Below are 12,702 nucleotides of genomic sequence, written 5' to 3' on the forward strand. Positions count from 1 at the left end.
GGGCCGCGTCCTTCGCCGCCGCCCCGCCGTCCGCCGCGCCGCCGCTCGAAGCGGTCGAGGCCCAGTACGCCCCGCCGCCCCCGGCCAGCAGCACGGCCGCGGCCACGGAGGCCACCGCGAGGGGCGGACGCCGCCGCCGGGGGCCGGTCACGTCGTTGTCGGGTCGCTCGGTGCTCACCGGATCGCTCCTTCGACTGCGTTGCCGTCGCGGTGTCTGCCGCGTGCCCCCCGGACGGGGACACCGGTGGGACGGAGCGGAGGGGCGTGCGGTTCCCCGACGGCCGCCGTCAGTCGCCGTACTCGGACATCGCGTCGATCAACCGGGCCGACGCGGGCGGGACCGTCACCCCGTGGATCAGGGCCGGCTCCACCCGGGCCGGGGCGCTCTTCGCGGGCACGGCCCAGTGCGGCGCCATCCGCGCGCAGTCCCCGCGCAGCTCCGCCAGGCTCACTTCGGACTCTCGCGATGCGGTGTGCTTCGACATATCCGCACCGTAACCACGGTCACGCTCGGGTAGAAAGCCCTACTATCGGGTAGTTTTCCCTATTCCTCGTCGGAGAGCTCACCCGGTAGCGTGAACTGTCACGCCGTCCCGGAGGGCGCAGTCACGGCCCTTCGCCTTCCGCAGGAGTAGCCTCCCCGTGCGTATCGCAGTCACCGGCTCCATCGCCACTGACCACCTGATGACGTTTCCCGGCCGTTTCGCCGACCAGCTGGTCGCGGATCAGCTGCACACGGTCTCCCTCTCCTTCCTGGTCGACAACCTCGACGTGCGCCGGGGCGGTGTCGCCGCCAACATCTGCTTCGGCATGGGGCTGCTCGGCACCCGCCCGATCCTGGTCGGCGCGGCGGGCTCGGACTTCGACGAGTACCGCGCCTGGCTCGACCGGCACGGCGTCGAGACCGGCTCGGTGCGGATCTCCGAGGTGCTGCACACCGCCCGCTTCGTCTGCACCACCGACGCCGACCACAACCAGATCGGCTCCTTCTACACCGGCGCGATGAGCGAGGCCCGCCTCATCGAGCTGAAGAACGTCGCCGACCGCGTGGGCGGCCTCGACCTCGTCTCCATCGGCGCCGACGACCCCGAGGCGATGCTCCGCCACACCGAGGAGTGCCGCTCCCGGAACATCCCGTTCGCCGCGGACTTCTCGCAGCAGATCGCGCGGATGGACGGCGAGGAGATCCGCATCCTCCTCGACGGCGCCACGTACCTCTTCTCCAACGAGTACGAGAAGGGGCTCATCGAGTCCAAGACCGGCTGGAGCGACGAGGAGATCCTCGCCAAGGTCGGCCACCGCGTCACCACCCTCGGCGCCCGCGGTGTCCGGATCGAGCGGGCGGGCGAGCCGGTCATCGAGGTCGGCTGCCCCGAGGAGGAGACCAAGGCCGACCCCACCGGCGTCGGCGACGCCTTCCGCGCGGGCTTCCTCTCCGGCCTCGCCTGGGGCGTCGGCCTGGAGCGCGCCGCCCAGGTCGGCTGCATGCTCGCCACCCTGGTCATCGAGACGGTCGGCACCCAGGAGTACACCCTGCGCCGCACCCACTTCATGGACCGCTTCACCAAGGCGTACGGCCACGAGGCCGCAGCCGAGGTCCAGCAGCACCTGGCGTGATTCAGCCGAGCCGGCGGACCACATAGGCCGAGCCCCGGTCCGCCGGCTCCTCGCCCATGTACTCCTGACCCCGCATCTCGCACCAGGCCGGGATGTCCAGGCGCGCCGCCTCGTCGTCGGCGAGGACCGTCACCGTGGCGCCCACCGGTACCTCCCCGATCACCTTTGCGAGCTCGATCACCGGGATCGGGCAGCGGCGGCCCAGTGCGTCGACGACCAGGGACGCGGCAGGCTCGGGGGAGGGGGACACGGAGGGCGCCGACGCCGGTGCGCCGAGCCGCTCGCGCACCTCCGCGACCACTGCGGGCAGCGCGTCGAGGAAGCGGTCCACGTCGGCCTCGGCCGTGCCCGCCGGCAGCGAGACCCGGATGTTCCCCTCCGACAGCACACCCATCGCCTTGAGCACATGGCTCGGCTCCAGCGTGCTGCTCGTACAGGACGAACCGGACGATACGGAGAACTCCCTCCGGTCCAGCTCGTGCAGCAGAGTCTCCCCGTCGACATAGAGACAGGAGAAGGTGACCAGATGCGGCAGCCGCCGCTCCGGATCACCCACCACCTCCACATCGGGCACCCGCTCCGCCACGACGGCCCGGATCCGGTCGATCAGGGCCCGCAGCCGCACCGACTCCGCCGCCGCCTCGTCCCGTACGGCGCGCAGGGAGGCGGCCGCCGCCACGATCGCGGGCAGGTTCTCGAACCCCGGCGCCCGCCCCGACTCCCGTTCCCCGGCGGGGCCTTGTGGTGCGAAGCGCACTCCCTTGCGGACGGCGAGCAGCCCCACCCCGGCCGGCCCGCCCCACTTGTGCGCGCTCGCCGTCAGCAGCGACCAGCCGCCCGCCACCGGCCCCCAGCCGAGCGACTGGGCCGCGTCCACCAGCAGCGGCACCCCGGCATCCGCGCAGCGCGCGGCGACCTCGGCCACCGGCTGCTCGGTGCCCACTTCGTGGTTGGCCGACTGGAGACAGGCCAGCGCGGTGTCCGCCCGCAGCGCCCCGGCGTACGCCGCCGGGTCCACCGCTCCCGACCGGCCCACCGGCACCTCGGTGAAGGAGCCGCCCGCCGCCTCGTGGGCCGCCGCCGAATGGAGCACCGAGGAGTGCTCGACCGCCGACACCGCCAGATGGCGGCCGACACGCCGACGCCCCGAAAGTGCCCCGGCAATTCCCGCGTGCACCGCGGACGTCCCCGAAGAGGTGAACACCAGCTCGTCCGGACGGCAGCCGACCGCCTCCGCGGCGGCCTCCCGGGCCGCGTCCAGCAGCAGCCGGGCGCGCCGGCCCTCCCGGTACAGCCGGGCGGGATCGGCCCAGCCCTCGTCCAGCGCGGCAAGCAGTGCCTGGCGTGCGACGGGGTGCAGGGGGGCGGCGGAGGCGGCATCGAAGTAGGGCACGCCGCCACGCTAGCCCGCGCCCGGCCCCACCTCGGCGGCGGCCGCCCTCCCCGGCCGGGCGAGTGGCCGTCAGATGGGGGCCGGAGGCCCGGATTCCACCCCTTGGGGGTGTCGGGCGGCGCGTTGGGCACCCTCCCCGCGCGACCCCAAATAGCGTCCAGTAGGGTTTGGTCCGCATAAACATCCAAACCCCTGCCCGCGTCAGGGCCGGCGACCGACCAGAGACATACGGGCGCGCCGACCGTGCGGGCGAGACTCTCGGGAAGGCGCTACGTGAGTCCCAACGGCTCCGACCGCTCGTCGCGGCGCCCGATGCGGCGGAAGCTGCCGCAGGTGCTGACTGCGGGCCTGGTCCTGGCGACGGCCTCCGGTTGTTCATACAACTGGGAGGATTTTCCCCGCCTCGGTATGCCCACCCCGGTAACGGAAGAGGCCCCTCGGATCCTCTCCCTCTGGCAAGGCTCGTGGGCGGCAGCGCTCGTCACGGGTGTCCTTGTCTGGGGGCTGATCCTCTGGAGCGTCTTCTTCCACCGGCGCAGCCGGACCAAGGTGGAGGTACCTCCGCAGACCAGGTACAACATGCCCATCGAGGCGTTGTACACAGTGGTTCCCCTCATCATCGTCTCGGTGCTCTTCTACTTCACCGCGCGTGATGAGTCGAAGCTCCTTGAGCTCTCCGACAAGCCCGCCCACACCATCAACGTGGTCGGCTACCAGTGGAGCTGGGGCTTCAACTACATCGAGAAGGTGGAAGGCCAGCCCGCTGCGGGCAAGGAGATCCCCAAGGAGCTCTCGGCCATCCCGGACAGGTTCCAGAAGGACTTCCCCGAGGGCGCCGGCGGCGTCTACGACGTGGGCATCCCCGGGACCCGTAACCCCCAGAACGGCAACCCGGGTCCGACCCTGTGGCTGCCGAAGGGGGAGAAGGTCCGCTTCGTCCTCACTTCGCGCGACGTCATCCACTCCTTCTGGGTGGTGCCGTTCCTCATGAAGCAGGACGTCATTCCGGGCCACACCAACGTGTTCGAGGTGACCCCCAACCGGGAGGGCACCTTCATGGGTAAGTGCGCCGAGCTCTGTGGCGTCGACCACTCCCGGATGCTCTTCAACGTCAAGGTCGTCTCCCCCGAGCGTTACCAGCAGCACCTCAAGGAGCTCGCTGAGAAGGGTCAGACGGGCTACGTGCCGGCGGGCATCGAGCAGACGGACCCGGCCAGGAATGCGGAGAAGAACCAACTGTGAGCATCCTCAACGAACCTCAGGGTGCTGCGCCGGCAGACGACTCGTACGAGGACGAGCTGCCGGTGCGGCGCAAGGAGCCGGGAAACGTCGTCATCAAGTGGCTGACCACCACTGACCACAAGACGATCGGCTCGCTCTACCTGGTCACGTCGTTCGCGTTCTTCATCATCGGCGGAATCATGGCGCTCTTCATGCGCGCCGAGCTGGCTCGTCCCGGCACGCAGATCATGTCGAACGAGCAGTTCAACCAGGCGTTCACGATGCACGGCACGATCATGCTGCTGATGTTCGCGACGCCGCTGTTCGCCGGGTTCGCGAACTGGATCATGCCGTTGCAGATCGGCGCGCCCGATGTGGCGTTCCCGCGGCTGAACATGTTCGCGTACTGGCTGTACCTCTTCGGCTCGCTCATCGCGGTGGCGGGTTTCCTGACCCCGCAGGGTGCGGCCGACTTCGGCTGGTTCGCCTACGCGCCGCTGAACGACGCGGTCCGCTCGCCGGGTATCGGCGCCGACATGTGGATCATGGGCCTGGCCTTCTCCGGCTTCGGTACGATCCTCGGCTCGGTCAACTTCATCACCACGATCATCTGCATGCGCGCACCCGGCATGACGATGTTCCGCATGCCGATCTTCACCTGGAACGTCCTGCTGACCGGTGTGCTGGTCCTGCTGGCCTTCCCGGTTCTGGCCGCCGCGCTCTTCGCGCTGGAGGCGGACCGTAAATTCGGTGCGCATATCTTCGATTCCGCCAATGGCGGCGCGTTGCTCTGGCAACACCTCTTCTGGTTCTTCGGACACCCAGAGGTGTACATCATCGCCCTGCCGTTCTTCGGAATCATTTCCGAGGTCATCCCGGTATTCAGCCGCAAGCCGATGTTCGGCTACATCGGTCTGATCGCCGCGACGATCGCCATCGCCGGTCTTTCCGTGACGGTGTGGGCGCACCACATGTATGTGACGGGCGGCGTGCTCCTGCCGTTCTTCTCCTTCATGACCTTCCTTATCGCGGTGCCAACCGGTGTGAAGTTCTTCAACTGGATCGGCACGATGTGGAAGGGGTCCTTGTCCTTCGAGACACCGATGCTCTGGGCCGTCGGCTTCCTGATCACCTTCACCTTCGGTGGTCTGACCGGCGTCATCCTGGCCTCGCCCCCGATGGACTTCCACGTCTCGGACTCGTACTTCGTCGTCGCGCACTTCCACTACGTCATCTTCGGCACCGTGGTCTTCGCGATGTTCTCCGGATTCCACTTCTGGTGGCCGAAGTTCACCGGCAAGATGCTGGACGAGCGGCTCGGCAAGATCACGTTCTGGACGCTGTTCGTGGGCTTCCACGGCACGTTCCTGGTGCAGCACTGGCTCGGCGCCGAGGGCATGCCGCGTCGCTACGCGGACTACCTCGCCGCCGACGGCTTCACCGCTCTGAACACGATCTCGACCATCGCGTCCTTCGTGCTCGGACTGTCGATGCTGCCGTTCTTCTACAACGTCTGGAAGACCGCCAAGTACGGCAAGAAGATCGAGGTCGACGACCCGTGGGGCTACGGCCGTTCGCTGGAGTGGGCGACTTCCTGCCCGCCGCCGCGGCACAACTTCCTCACGCTGCCGCGCATCCGTTCCGAATCGCCGGCGTTCGACCTGCACCACCCCGAGATCGCGGCGCTCGAACAGCTTGAGCACCACTCCGAGTCGGACAAGGCCCTCGCCGGCGGCAAGGAGGCAGGCAAGTGAAGATCCAGGGACAGATGTTCATCTGGCTGAGCGTCTTCATCCTCGCCATGGCCGTCGTGTACGGCGTGTGGTCGAAGGAGCCGGTCGGCACCACGGCCCTCTTCCTGGCCTTCGGCCTGGCCCTCATGATCGGCTTCTACCTGGCCTTCACGGCCAAGCGGGTCGACGCCATGGCCCAGGACAACAAGGAGGCGGACGTCGCCGACGAGGCGGGCGAGCTGGGGTTCTTCTCCCCGCACAGCTGGCAGCCCCTCGCCCTGGCGGTCGGTGGCGCCTTCGCCTTCCTGGGCATCGCCGTCGGCTGGTGGCTGATGTACTTCTCGGCCCCGCTGCTCCTGATCGGCCTCTTCGGCTGGGTGTACGAGTACTACCGGGGTGAGAACCAGACCCAGTGACACCCCGCCAGAGGTGACACGCGCTACACCACGAAAGGCCCGCATCGCCGCAAGCGACGCGGGCCTTTCGCTCGTTTGCAGTCACTGAACGCGCTGCAACGGACGAATCTTCTTAGCGTGGACGCATGAACCACACGCCGCGCATCCGCACCGTAGTGAGCTGCACCCTGCTGGTCGTGACCCTCGTCGCGGGTGCGACCGCCTGTGGCTCACCCGACGGCCACCCGCTCTCGACGAAGCCGTACGACGCGGGCGACCAGGTCTCCTTCAACGGCCCCTCCAAGAACGAGAAGGCCGACCCCGACAAGCCGCTGGAAGTCGTCGTCAAGGGCGACGACGGCCGCATCACCGACGTCAGCGCCGTGGACACGGGGGGCCGCCACCTGGCGGGCGAGCTCTCGGCCGACGGGCGCCGGTGGCGCTCCACCGCCCCGCTCGCGGCCGGTACCGGATACACCGTCAGGGTCTCCACCGAGAACAGCGACGGCGCCCCCGGCGTCCGTACGCTCTCCTTCGACACCTCCTCGCCCAAGAAGCTGCTGAAGGTCGCCTTCGGCCCGCAGGCAGGCACCTACGGCGTCGGACAGCCCGTCACCGCGGAACTCAGCGCCCCGATCACCGACAAGGCCTCCCGGGCCACCGTCGAGCGCGCCCTGAAGGTGCGCTCCACCCCGGCGGTCACCGGCTCCTGGTACTGGGTCGACGACAAGACGCTGCACTACCGCCCGAAGGAGTACTGGCCCGCGAACGCCACCATCGAGGTGCGCTCCAACCTCACGGGCATCAAGGTGACCAAGTCCCTCTACGGAGCCGAGGCCAAGCCCCTGAAGCTCACCACCGGCGACCGTATCGAGGCCATCACCGACGCCTCGGACCACTCCATGACGGTCCTGCGCAACGGAGAAGTGATCAACACCATTCCGGTCACCACCGGCAAGCCCGGCTTCTCCACCCGCAACGGCGTCAAGGTGGTGCTGGCGAAGGAGTACTACGTACGGATGCGCGGGGAGAGCATCGGCATCGCGGCGGGCTCCTCCGAGTCGTACGACCTGCCGGTCTACTACGCCACCCGGGTGACCTGGAGCGGTGAGTACGTCCACGCCGCGCCCTGGTCGACCGGCTCCCACGGCTATGCCAACGTCAGCCACGGCTGCACCGGCATGAGCACCGGCAACGCCGCGTGGTTCTTCGAGACCGTGCGCCAGGGCGACATCGTCAAGGTCGTCGGCAGCGCGGGGGAGGACATGAGCCCGTTCGGGAACGGGTTCGGCGACTGGAACCTCTCCTGGGAGAAGTGGCAGAAGGGCAGTGCCCTCAACGAGGGGGTGCCGGACAGCCCTCAGACCCTCCAGGCCGCCCGGCTGCGCCCCCACGTCTGATCCCGGCCCCAGGAGTGCCCCGCGACGCGGAACGCCCCTCAGGCGGCCACAGGGGCCCAGGGATGCGCAGAGGCCCCTCAGGCCTCCACAGCGAGCCGGCGGCGCAGCAGCGCCGCGAGCGCGTCGGGGAACTCCGCCGGGTCCACCGGGAGCGTCACCGCGGACTCCGCGCGGCTCCAGGTGGCCAGCCACGCGTCCTGCGGGCGGCCCATCAGCAGCAGCACCGGCGGGCAGTCGTAGATCTCGTCCTTGATCTGCCGGCAGACGCCCATACCGCCGACGGGAGCCGTCTCGCCGTCCAGCACGCAGACGTCCACACCGCCCTTGTCCAGCGCCGCCAGGACGGCCGGGAGGGTCGCGCACTCCAGGAACTCCACCGGTGGGACGTCCGCGGCAGGCCTGCGACCGGCTGCCAGCCTCACCTGCTCGCGGATGTTGGCGTCGTCGCTGTAGACCAGGACCGTGGCGGTCGCCTGCATTGTTCCTCCGTGACATCGGCGTCGTCGGGGCTCTCGGGGCATGAACCGATGCGCGGATCGTACTCCGCCCGACTGCCTGTCAGCACCGGTAATGACGACGATTCGATGGGCCGTTCGGCGCAGGGCGCACCCCCCGCAGACGGCACGGACACACCGAACGGCACCCCCCGGAGTGAGGGCGGGATAAGCGACCGACATAATGTCGGTCGTGGCGACAGCAACGACAGTAGAAACCGGGCACGCGCACCCGTCGGTCAATCGGCCGAACCTCACCAGCGTCGGAACCATCATCTGGTTGAGTTCCGAGCTGATGTTCTTCGCGGCCCTCTTCGCGATGTACTTCACCCTGCGATCGGTGACGGGACCCGAGTACTGGAAGGAGATGGCCGGCCATCTGAACTTCCCGTTCTCGGCGACGAACACCACGATCCTGGTGCTCTCCTCACTCACCTGCCAGCTCGGCGTCTTCGCCGCCGAGCGGGGCGATGTGAAGAAGCTCCGCACCTGGTTCATCATCACCTTCGTGATGGGGTCGATCTTCATCGGCGGCCAGGTCCTGGAGTACGTGGAACTGGTCAAGGAAGCGGGGCTCTCCCTCTCGTCCGGCCCGTACGGTTCGGTGTTCTACCTGACCACCGGCTTCCACGGACTGCATGTGGCGGGCGGTCTCATCGCCTTCCTGCTGGTTCTCGGGAGGACGTACGCGGCCAAGAGGTTCACCCACGAGCAGGCCACCTCAGCCATCGTCGTGTCCTATTACTGGCACTTCGTCGATGTCGTGTGGATCGGCCTGTTCGCCACGATCTACATGATCAAGTAACCGGGCTCGCACCCGCCCACCATCGACGCAGAAGATCCTGACACCGGGGTAATCCGTGAAAAAGCTCTCCGCACGACGACGCCATCCGCTGGCGGCGGTCGTCGTACTACTCCTCGCGCTGGCGGCTACCGGGGGGCTGTACGCCGCGTTCGCGCCTGCGGGCAAGGCGCAGGCCGATGAAACCGCCCAGTCCCTCGCCATCGAAGAGGGCAAGAAGCTCTACGCCGTAGGCTGCGCCAGCTGCCACGGAACCGGCGGTCAGGGCACCACCGACGGGCCGTCCCTCGTGGGCGTGGGTTCCGCCGCCGTCGACTTCCAGGTCGGCACGGGCCGTATGCCCGCGCAGCAGCCGGGCGTCCAGGTACCGAAGAAGAAGGTCATCTACACCCAGGCGGAGATCGACCAGCTCGCGGCGTACGTCGCGTCGCTCGGCGCCGGTCCGATCACGCCGACCGACAAGCAGGTCGACCCGGCCGGCGCGGACGTCGCCAAGGGTGGCGAACTGTTCCGCAACAACTGCGCCCAGTGCCACAACTTCACGGGTAAGGGCGGCGCGCTGACACACGGCAAGTACGCCCCGGACCTCGAAGGCGTGAGCCCGAAGCACATCTACGAGGCCATGCAGACCGGCCCGCAGAGCATGCCCTCCTTCCCGGACACGACGATGCCCAACCAGCAGAAGAAGGACATCATCGCGTACATCCAGACCGTGAACGGTTCGGAGACGGCGAGCCCCGGTGGCCTTTCGCTCGGTGGTCTCGGTCCGGTCAGTGAGGGTCTGTTCACCTGGATCTTCGGGCTCGGCGCTCTCATCGCAACTGCCGTTTGGGTCGCGGCCCACACCGCTAAGGCCAAGAAGTCATGAGTAGCCAACAGATTCCAGAAGACAGCCTGCCCGCAGTGCAGGAGACCGCGCACGGCGCGGTCGAGGGTACGGACGACCCGTTCGCCGACCCGGGGCTGCCGGCCCACCAGCCGCGCATCCAGGACCTCGACGAACGCGCCGCGCGCCGCTCGGAGCGGGCCGTCGCGTTCATGTTCACCCTCTCGATGCTGGCGACGGTGGGCTTCATCGCCTCCTACGTCATCTTCCCGGTGGACAAGATCGTCTACATCTGGCCCTTCGGTCATGTGAGCCCGCTCAACTTCTCCCTGGGTCTCACCCTGGGCTTCGCGCTCTTCTTCATCGGCGCGGGCGCCGTCCACTGGGCGCGCACCCTGATGTCCGATGTCGAGGTCGCCGCCGAGCGCCACCCGATCGAGGCCGAGCCCGAGGTCAAGGCCCAGGTGATGGCCGACTTCGCGGCCGGTGCCGAGGAGTCCCAGCTCGGTCGGCGCAAGCTGATCCGGAACACCTTGTTCGGTGCGCTGGCCCTGGTGCCGCTCTCCGGTGTGGTCCTGCTGCGCGACCTCGGTCCGCTGCCGGAGAAGAAGCTCCGCACCACCATGTGGGCCAAGGGCAAGCTGCTCGTCAACATGAACACCGGCGAGCCGCTCCGTCCCGAGCACGTCCCCGTGGGGTCGCTGACCTTCGCCAGGCCCGAGGGGCTTGAGGAGGACTCGCACGACTTCCTCACGCAGATCGCCAAGGCCGCCCTGATGATCGTCCGCATCGAGCCGGACGACATCAAGGACAGGCGCCAGCGCGAGTGGGCCCACGAGGGCATCGTGGCCTTCTCCAAGATCTGCACCCACGTCGGCTGCCCGATCAGCCTGTACGAGCAGCAGACACACCATGTGCTCTGCCCGTGCCACCAGTCCACCTTCGACCTCTCCGACGGCGCCCGCGTCATCTTCGGTCCGGCCGGCCACGCTCTTCCGCAGCTGCGGATCGGCGTGAACAGCGAGGGCAACCTCGAGGCGCTCGGTGACTTCGACGAGCCCGTCGGCCCTTCCTTCTGGGAGCGCGGATGAGTACTGCGACAACGAACCCGCCCGCCGACCAGGCGGGGCAGCGCAAGGCACCCGCGGGCGAGCGGGTCGCCGACTGGGCGGACGGCCGGCTGGGCATCTACGGCCTGGCCAAGGCCAACATGCGCAAGATCTTCCCGGACCACTGGTCCTTCATGCTCGGTGAGGTCGCGCTCTACAGCTTCATCATCATCATCCTCACGGGTGTGTATCTGACGCTGTTCTTCCAGCCGAGCATGAACGAGATCGTCTACCACGGTCCGTACGAGCCCATGCAGGGCATCCGGATGTCGGAGGCCTACGCCTCGACGCTGAAGATCAGCTTCGAGATCCGTGGCGGTCTGCTCGTGCGGCAGATCCACCACTGGGCCGCGCTGATCTTCCTGGCCGGCATGTTCGTGCACATGATGCGCGTCTTCTTCACGGGCGCCTTCCGCAAGCCGCGCGAGATCAACTGGGTGTTCGGCTTCCTGCTGTTCGTGCTGGGTATGTTCACCGGCTTCACCGGCTACTCCCTCCCGGACGACCTGCTCTCCGGTACGGGTGTCCGCTTCACCCAGGGCGCGATCCTGTCCGTGCCGATCGTCGGTACGTACATCTCGATGTTCCTGTTCGGCGGCGAGTTCCCCGGTCACGACTTCGTGGCCAGGTTCTACTCGATCCACATCCTGCTGCTGCCGGGCATCATGCTCGGTCTGCTGGTGGCCCACCTGATCCTGGTCTTCTACCACAAGCACACGCAGTTCGCGGGTCCCGGCCGGACCAACAAGAACGTCGTCGGCATGCCGCTGCTGCCCGTGTACATGGCGAAGGCCGGAGGCTTCTTCTTCCTGGTCTTCGGCATCATCGCGATCATCTCGGCGATCGCCACGATCAACCCGATCTGGGCGCTCGGCCCGTACCGCCCGGACCAGGTGTCCACCGGCGCCCAGCCCGACTGGTACATGGGCTTCGCCGAGGGTCTGGTCCGTGTCATGCCGGGCTGGGAGATCGTCTTCTGGGGCCACACGCTCAACCTGGGCGTGTTCATCCCGCTGGTCCTCTTCGGCCTGGTGCTCACGCTGCCCGCGGTCTACCCGTTCGTCGAGTCCTGGATCACCGGGGACAAGCGCGAGCACCACATCCTGGACCGCCCGCGCAACGCCCCGACCCGTACGGGCCTCGGCGTCGCCTGGGTCACGGCGTACTTCATCGGCCTCGTCGGCGGTGGAAACGACCTGTGGGCCACGCACTTCCACCTGTCGATCAACGCCATCACCTGGTTCGTCCGGATCTTCTTCTTCGTCGGACCGGTCATCGCGTTCATCGTCACCAAGCGGATCTGCCTCGGTCTCCAGCGCCGTGACCGGGAGAAGGTGCTGCACGGCCGCGAGACCGGCATCATCAAGCGGCTGCCGCACGGTGAGTTCGTGGAGGTCCACGAGCCGCTCAGCCAGGAGAAGCTGCACACGCTCACGGCGCACGAGCAGTACAAGCCGGTCGAACTCGGGCCCGAGGTCGACGAGAACGGCGTCAAGCGCAAGATCTCCCCGGTGCAGAAGCTGCGCGCCAAGCTCAGCAAGGGCTACTACGGCGAGAACAACCAGATCGCCAAGCCCACCACCGAGGAGTACAAGGAGATCACCGAGGGCCACGGCCACCACTGATCACCTGAACTGATCGCCACCACGAGAGCCCCGTCCATTCGATGGACGGGGCTCTTTGTGGTCCCCCGGGCTGGATAGGGTGGAGCC

At 68.0% G+C, this 12,702-nt stretch carries 12 protein-coding genes; 9 read left to right on the top strand and 3 right to left on the bottom strand.

The annotated features are described in order from the left end of the window. Positions 1-287: 287 nt before the first annotated feature. Positions 288-485 carry a hypothetical protein gene (locus tag CIB93_RS22365; protein WP_096629358.1) on the bottom strand — a complete coding sequence of 66 codons (198 nt, stop codon included), beginning with the start codon at positions 483-485 and terminating at the stop codon, positions 288-290. Between the two features lie 157 nt (positions 486-642). Between CIB93_RS22365 and CIB93_RS22370 the strand changes: the two genes are divergently transcribed. Next, on the top strand, positions 643-1,617 hold the full coding sequence (locus tag CIB93_RS22370) for a carbohydrate kinase family protein (protein WP_096629266.1): 975 nt from the start codon (positions 643-645) through the stop codon (positions 1,615-1,617). Position 1,618: 1 nt separating this feature from the next. On the opposite strand, the gene CIB93_RS22375 is transcribed toward CIB93_RS22370, so the two are convergent. After that, positions 1,619-3,010, bottom strand: a complete 1,392-nt coding sequence (locus CIB93_RS22375) for a cysteine desulfurase/sulfurtransferase TusA family protein (RefSeq protein WP_096629267.1) — start codon at positions 3,008-3,010, stop codon at positions 1,619-1,621. 273 nt (positions 3,011-3,283) lie between these two features. On the opposite strand from CIB93_RS22375, the gene coxB reads away from it, so the two are divergent. From coxB to CIB93_RS22395, 4 genes are all read left to right on the top strand, one after another. Beyond that, entirely contained in the window at positions 3,284-4,252 is a 969-nt protein-coding gene (gene coxB / locus CIB93_RS22380) for a cytochrome c oxidase subunit II (RefSeq protein WP_096629269.1), read from the top strand. Continuing rightward, a complete protein-coding gene (gene ctaD / locus CIB93_RS22385) occupies positions 4,249-5,985 on the top strand; it encodes a cytochrome c oxidase subunit I (protein WP_096629270.1) in 1,737 nt (578 codons plus the stop codon). The genes coxB and ctaD overlap by 4 nt, the downstream gene beginning before the upstream one ends. Continuing rightward, positions 5,982-6,380 carry a cytochrome c oxidase subunit 4 gene (locus CIB93_RS22390; RefSeq protein WP_096629272.1) on the top strand — a complete coding sequence of 133 codons (399 nt, stop codon included), beginning with the start codon at positions 5,982-5,984 and terminating at the stop codon, positions 6,378-6,380. The genes ctaD and CIB93_RS22390 overlap by 4 nt, the downstream gene beginning before the upstream one ends. Before the next feature lie 125 nt (positions 6,381-6,505). Next, positions 6,506-7,759 (top strand): Ig-like domain-containing protein, encoded by a 1,254-nt coding sequence (locus tag CIB93_RS22395; RefSeq protein ID WP_096629273.1) that lies wholly within the window; start codon positions 6,506-6,508, stop codon positions 7,757-7,759. A 77-nt stretch (positions 7,760-7,836) separates the two neighbouring features. Here CIB93_RS22395 and CIB93_RS22400 read toward each other — a convergent pair whose 3' ends face one another. After that, positions 7,837-8,238 (bottom strand): response regulator transcription factor, encoded by a 402-nt coding sequence (locus CIB93_RS22400; RefSeq protein WP_096629275.1) that lies wholly within the window; start codon positions 8,236-8,238, stop codon positions 7,837-7,839. A gap of 199 nt (positions 8,239-8,437) precedes the next feature. Between CIB93_RS22400 and CIB93_RS22405 the strand changes: the two genes are divergently transcribed. From CIB93_RS22405 to CIB93_RS22420, 4 genes are read left to right on the top strand one after another with little or no spacing between them, the layout of a single operon-like run. Beyond that, positions 8,438-9,058, top strand: a complete 621-nt coding sequence (locus CIB93_RS22405; RefSeq protein WP_096629277.1) for a heme-copper oxidase subunit III — start codon at positions 8,438-8,440, stop codon at positions 9,056-9,058. Between the two features lie 55 nt (positions 9,059-9,113). After that, positions 9,114-9,923 (top strand): c-type cytochrome, encoded by an 810-nt coding sequence (locus CIB93_RS22410; RefSeq protein WP_096629278.1) that lies wholly within the window; start codon positions 9,114-9,116, stop codon positions 9,921-9,923. Beyond that, positions 9,920-10,972, top strand: a complete 1,053-nt coding sequence (locus CIB93_RS22415) for a ubiquinol-cytochrome c reductase iron-sulfur subunit (RefSeq protein WP_096629280.1) — start codon at positions 9,920-9,922, stop codon at positions 10,970-10,972. The genes CIB93_RS22410 and CIB93_RS22415 overlap by 4 nt, the downstream gene beginning before the upstream one ends. Then, positions 10,969-12,615 (top strand): cytochrome bc complex cytochrome b subunit, encoded by a 1,647-nt coding sequence (locus tag CIB93_RS22420; RefSeq protein WP_096629281.1) that lies wholly within the window; start codon positions 10,969-10,971, stop codon positions 12,613-12,615. Before CIB93_RS22415 ends, CIB93_RS22420 begins: the two co-directional genes overlap by 4 nt. Positions 12,616-12,702 lie beyond the last annotated feature (87 nt).

The organism is Streptomyces sp. WZ.A104, assembly GCF_002382885.1.
In the GTDB taxonomy this organism is placed as follows: Bacteria; Actinomycetota; Actinomycetes; order Streptomycetales; family Streptomycetaceae; genus Streptomyces.

Bases quoted from the DNA above. Each gene is read 5' to 3' on its own strand.
- CIB93_RS22365 (WP_096629358.1), bottom strand. From the start codon at position 485: ATGTCGAAGCACACCGCATCGCGAGAGTCCGAAGTGAGCCTGGCGGAG.
- CIB93_RS22395 (WP_096629273.1), top strand. From the start codon at position 6,506: ATGAACCACACGCCGCGCATCCGCACCGTAGTGAGCTGCACCCTGCTG.
- CIB93_RS22400 (WP_096629275.1), bottom strand. From the start codon at position 8,238: ATGCAGGCGACCGCCACGGTCCTGGTCTACAGCGACGACGCCAACATC.
- CIB93_RS22405 (WP_096629277.1), top strand. From the start codon at position 8,438: ATGTCGGTCGTGGCGACAGCAACGACAGTAGAAACCGGGCACGCGCAC.
- CIB93_RS22415 (WP_096629280.1), top strand. From the start codon at position 9,920: ATGAGTAGCCAACAGATTCCAGAAGACAGCCTGCCCGCAGTGCAGGAG.
- CIB93_RS22420 (WP_096629281.1), top strand. From the start codon at position 10,969: ATGAGTACTGCGACAACGAACCCGCCCGCCGACCAGGCGGGGCAGCGC.